Below are 4,999 nucleotides of genomic sequence, written 5' to 3' on the forward strand. Positions count from 1 at the left end.
TCGTGTAGTGGCGTTCGGTCGGCTCAACTTGTGTTGGAGCAGGCCCGGAGATATCCGTCAGTTCCGACACCTCAGCAGGTCGTTCGACTGCGGGCCGCGACGTAACCTCGACAATCCCAACCGTCTCCTCGGACTTGGCGCGCAGCCGTCGACGCGCTGGTTCCAGGGTCGCCGCGGCACTGCGGCTTTCGGGACAATGAACCACAACCTCCTGATCATCCCGATCGAAGAAGGAAAGATCAATGCGCGCGAATTCATCGTCCGGCTTCCGTTTATTCATCTGCTCCTTGACTCGCCGTCGGCACTCGACGGCGTATGCCACATACTCGTCGAATTCCTCATCCGTCGGAGCATCCGCCGGATGGAGGATCTTGAGCAACGCGCACAGGGTCTTCTTAATGCCCTTTTCATCACGACCCTCCACAGCGGCCCCCAGTCTCACCCGCTTGCTGACCTCCTCGTACCGGTTGCTGTGCTTAAGCTGGTGGTGGAAGGCCTCCGCCAGATAGTCAGTGATGAGACCGAACCGATCAGTCAGGAAAGCACTGCTGTTCTTCGGCATTTCCCAGCCCGGCAGGTAGCAGGCGAAGCGATCCATTATGGCAAGATCAAACTGCTCCGGGAGAGGCTGGAACAGGTCATAATCCGTCGAATGGACAATCTGCTCGACCGACATGTCGATATTGCCGACGAACGCCATGCTGGCATCCGCGATGACCTCGACGCCGCGGGAGAAGCGGCCATTGGCCATATAGTCCTTCATGATCTGAATCGTATCCGGGTCCCGGACCTTGATCCCACCGACCTCGTCAAACGCGACCGTATCCCAGAATCCGACCAGGCCAATCCGATGGCGAGCATTGTTGTAAAACAACACCGACTTGGTTGCCTGCCCGCCGCTGATCAGCGTCGAATAGGGTGAAAATTCACTGAAAAAGTAGGATTTCCCGGTCCCACGCGGACCAAGCTCAATGAAGTTGAAGTTCGGCTCGACCAACGGCGCCAGCCGCGCAATAAAATGCAGCTTCACCCGCCGGGTCAGTTGCGCAGGCTCCAGCCCAACCGAACGAAGCACGACATCCATCCACTCGTCGCGGTTGAGAGCCTTCTTGGCTTCCCCGTAGGCGGCAAAATCAAACCGCGTGAGCTGAATCGGCCGCAAATCCTCGACGTAAAACGCGTAACCGTCTTCATCGATGTCGTTGTGGGCAATCACGACCTCAGCCCATATCCCCCCTTCAAGCAGACGGTCATTGTCCCGGTAGAACTTCTCACCAATGGCGATCCGCTGAGATGCAAAATTCTCCAGCGACGCCCAATGCCGCTTTTCCTTTTCGACATACCGCACATGCACCTTATCGATGAACTTGTGCTTGCCCTTCATCGCCACGCGGGACTGAGCGATATTCGCCTCATCCGGCCGCACATAGTTCTCATGAAGGGTCGACAGGACCGCCTCCATGCCCTCCTGAATCTCCGCCGGGTCGTTGCTCGCGCAATAGCGGGCGAGCAGGAATTCCAGAACGAACGTCGGAACGTTCGTCCCCTTCTTGATCCGATGCAGAAGGTCCTTTCGGACAACCTTCCCATCAAACACCTCGTTCAGCTTGGTATCCAGAGCATCCATCACGTACTCAGACGGCATAGTCTGTCTCCAGGTCCAGCGATGCGTATTGCGCCATCGTCACCGGGTTCAGGGCCTTGAGGGTGAACCGCCCCTCGAACTCCATCGACATCTTGACCGTCACCTGCACCTTCCCACCCGGCTTCACGGTGACAGTCCCCGTGGCGACATCCACCGCGCCCCCACGCTTGGCCTCCCCCACCGTCTCCCCCTTCTTGTTGTGCGCCTCCAGCAAAATCTCAAAGGCCTCGCCCAAGGAGAACATGTTCTCTCCTTCAACCGCCAGGTCCACCACGGGCAATCGCGTCGTCACCCGCTTGGCGCCGTTCTTGTAGGAAAGAGCCACCGTCGCCGCCGCAAGTTCGGGCTGCCGAACCTGCTTCAACCGCACGGTAATCACGGGCACAACTGCCTCCTGCAACGACGCACCGCCGTGGAAATACAGCAGCCCACGGCGATACGGCGCCATGCTCCGGGGACCGCCCAGCTTCGGGAAATCGCCCCGCACCCCCACTTTCTCGGCCGCGACCACAAAGTTACCGGAGTCACCCTCCCCTTCCCCCAGCAGTGCGCGATCATGCACGACCGCCCATCCGCCAGCGGGCTTGCCACAAACATCCCCCGCCTCGGCATGAGCATTCAGCACGAACCCGTGATCGGTCGCGATCACCACATCCGCGAACCCCGCCTGCTTCAGTTTGTGAACCGCGCGACGGATCGCCTTCAACGACTGGTGGATCAAATTCAGCGTGGTCAGGGTCCCCGACGGGTTATTCTCCAGATGCCCATCGATATCGAGCGTCCGGAGCACCAAAAGCTCCACCGCATCCGACACCTTCTCCTTGGCCCGGATGAACGTATCAAGCTGCGTCTCCGCGAACCGATCCCCGAACCGCGCCCGCAGCACCTGCATACGGCTGGGAACGCCCGCCATCCGCACCCCGTCCAGCGTCACGCAAAACCCATCCCCGTCCCGCATCACCCGCAACCCGCCCCCCGCGCTCGGCAGCAGGGAGGCCATGCCAACTGGCGTCACGCTCGGAAGCTGAGCACAGGCAACCCGGATCTCGGCCTGCTCGGTTTCCGCAAGCTGCCGGTGCAGCGTCACGCCGAGCTCATAGCGCAGCGCGTCCACCATGATGAACGCCACCCTCCGCCCGCTCTCCTGCAACATCGGAGCGACGATCGTGTCAAACACATCAGCATTCGACAGACGACCCGGCGGAGGCCATCCCGTGGCCTCAAAATGCCGGGTGAACAAGGACTGCACCTTCTCCACCAGCCGCGCATACCGCCGGCGGCAATAATCGACCGCATCGGACAGCGACGTATCAACCGGGACGTAATCGCCGACCGCCTGCTCGAACTCCCGCTGTAGTCGATCCACCTCCCGCAGCGAGGCTGCATAGAACCCGATCAGAGCGTCCAACCCGCGGCTGTTCTCCACGATCTGGCGATCGGCATCCTCGCTCGCCTCCACCAGATGCAACCCGGCCTCGACCAGCCCCCATTGCGCCTGGCTCTCTCCCTTGCCGACCCACACCGATCCGCCGTGGCGCGCGACGACGACCCGCGCGCCGTCGATATCCTCGGTCAGCAACGCCTTCACGGCGGCGGCCAGGGACGTCCGCTCCTCAAACGGGAACGTGCCGCGATTCCCGAGGTCGACCAGCGCCGTGCAACTTTCGGCCAGACGCAATTCGCCTTCGACCACCTCGGCGCGCGTGATGTATTCGCTCCGCGTCGCCGGATCGCCGCGCAGCTTGTCGCACAGCATCTCGATCGTCGGTCGCGCCACATCCGGCGCGCGGGGCACGTTGGATAGGGCGGCGGGCAAGCCGGTGGGCAAACTGAACGCGAACTCACTGAACAGCAGGAACCGCCACAACTCATCCGCGATCGGGGTCAGCGTCTTGCCCCGGGTCATCAGCTTCAGGCCGAGCGAACGATCCAGCAGCGCCTTCGCCTCGGGCACCCATCCTTCTTGCGTCTTCAACTGCTCGGCTTGCCGGGGCGTGGGGGCCAGCAGCGCGAGGATGATTTCCCGCGCCGATTCGACGTTCAGGCAGGTCCGCAATGTCGGCCAGGACAGGCCCCCGCCGATATTGTCGATCAGCGCGAAGGACGGAGACGGATTCTCGGCGAACAAACGGAGGAGTTCCGTGGCGTGGTCGGGCTTGGCTTTGCGGCACAGGCTTTCGAACCCGTCACCATCGCCGCTGGGGAACTGGGCGCCACAGGCGACGTAAACGGCGAAGGGGTCGGTCTGTCGCGCCTCATCGGTCAAAGGCGGCGTCGTGGGGACATAGACCAGCAGAAACTGGGGATGGTTCGGCCGCCCCAGGGAGGCGAAGGCGAGCATCGCGGCCTCTCGGGCCTCGATGCTACTTTCGCTGGCATCGACGACCGCGGTCGCGTCATCCTCCATGGCCGAGCAGATGTCCCGGTAGCGGCGATCCGGATCGTAGACGACCAGGGCCGAGGCTTTCTTCAGGCGGTCACGGAAGATGTCTTCCCGGATGAAGGCCGCGATGCTCATGCGGCGGCCCCCTTCTTGCGGCCGCGGGGCTTGGCGGGCTTGGCCGGGGGTTCGATGTAAAGCTGTTCCAGATCATGGGCGATGGCGAGGGATTTGTCGGTCTTGCACTTTTCCCGCACCTCGTCGGGCCAATAGGCCATGGCGAGGTGGGCCCAGTCGTAGTCACCGTTTTCCAGCTTTGCCCAGGTGTCTTTCAGCAGCTTCTGCCACGGCTTGTGGCGGAACAGCGGCCAGAGCGGCGCGGCGGTGATCTGCACGCCGTCATCGTGGTTCGGATGATAGTCCGGCGCGATCCGCAGCATTGTGTCGCGCAGTTCGATCAACTCCGCTTCCAGGGTCAGCAGGGTTTCGAGCGTTCTGTCTTCGTCTCGAGTGCGGGCGCTGGCCTTAGTGCGGAGCGTGGTCGCCTGCTGCGTGACCTGTTTCAGCTTGGGTTCCACGAAGTCGTTGACCGCGGTGTAGAGCGTCTGGCTGGTCAGGCTGGGGTAATAGAGCCAGAGCGTGTAGCTGCCGGATGACGTGGCGAGCGGCCAGTAGATCGGCGCCTTGCGGCGGCTTTTGCTGTAGCGCTGCAAGTGGAACGGGAAGAACTCGCGTTGCAGCCAGCGGCGGAGATCGGCGGGCACCGGGGCCTGGACGCGGGTCAACACCGCCTCCATCAGGCCGGTAAGGTCGTGGGGGTGGCCGGGGTCGTCGGTCAGGATGCCGGCGTGGTGGTGGAATGGGGCGGCGTGACGCCCGTGTCATTATGCGATGACGGCGCAAGGCATCGGCAATGTTGGTGAGTTGGGCGTCGTCGAGGTCGGGGGCGATCTTCAGCGCGATGGGGACGTGCC

At 62.6% G+C, this 4,999-nt stretch carries 3 protein-coding genes; all 3 read right to left on the bottom strand.

The window, feature by feature from the left end; translation table 11 throughout:
• Positions 1-1,645, bottom strand: a 1,645-nt coding sequence (brxL, locus tag B4N44_RS17730) for a BREX system Lon protease-like protein BrxL (RefSeq protein WP_296703746.1), incomplete at its 3' end; no start/stop codon positions are given.
• On the bottom strand, positions 1,635-4,163 hold the full coding sequence (locus B4N44_RS17735; RefSeq protein WP_296703748.1) for a PglZ domain-containing protein: 2,529 nt from the start codon (positions 4,161-4,163) through the stop codon (positions 1,635-1,637). The genes brxL and B4N44_RS17735, both read right to left, overlap by 11 nt.
• Entirely contained in the window at positions 4,160-4,822 is a 663-nt protein-coding gene (locus tag B4N44_RS17740) for a hypothetical protein (protein ID WP_296703751.1), read from the bottom strand. The genes B4N44_RS17735 and B4N44_RS17740 overlap by 4 nt, the downstream gene beginning before the upstream one ends.
• Positions 4,823-4,999 lie beyond the last annotated feature (177 nt).

Origin of the sequence: Thiocapsa sp. UBA6158, from assembly GCF_002423035.1 — a bacterium.
Classification (GTDB): Bacteria; Pseudomonadota; Gammaproteobacteria; order Chromatiales; family Chromatiaceae; genus Thiocapsa.

Bases quoted from the DNA above. Each gene is read 5' to 3' on its own strand.
- B4N44_RS17740 (WP_296703751.1), bottom strand. From the start codon at position 4,822: ATGGAGGCGGTGTTGACCCGCGTCCAGGCCCCGGTGCCCGCCGATCTC.
- B4N44_RS17735 (WP_296703748.1), bottom strand. From the start codon at position 4,163: ATGAGCATCGCGGCCTTCATCCGGGAAGACATCTTCCGTGACCGCCTG.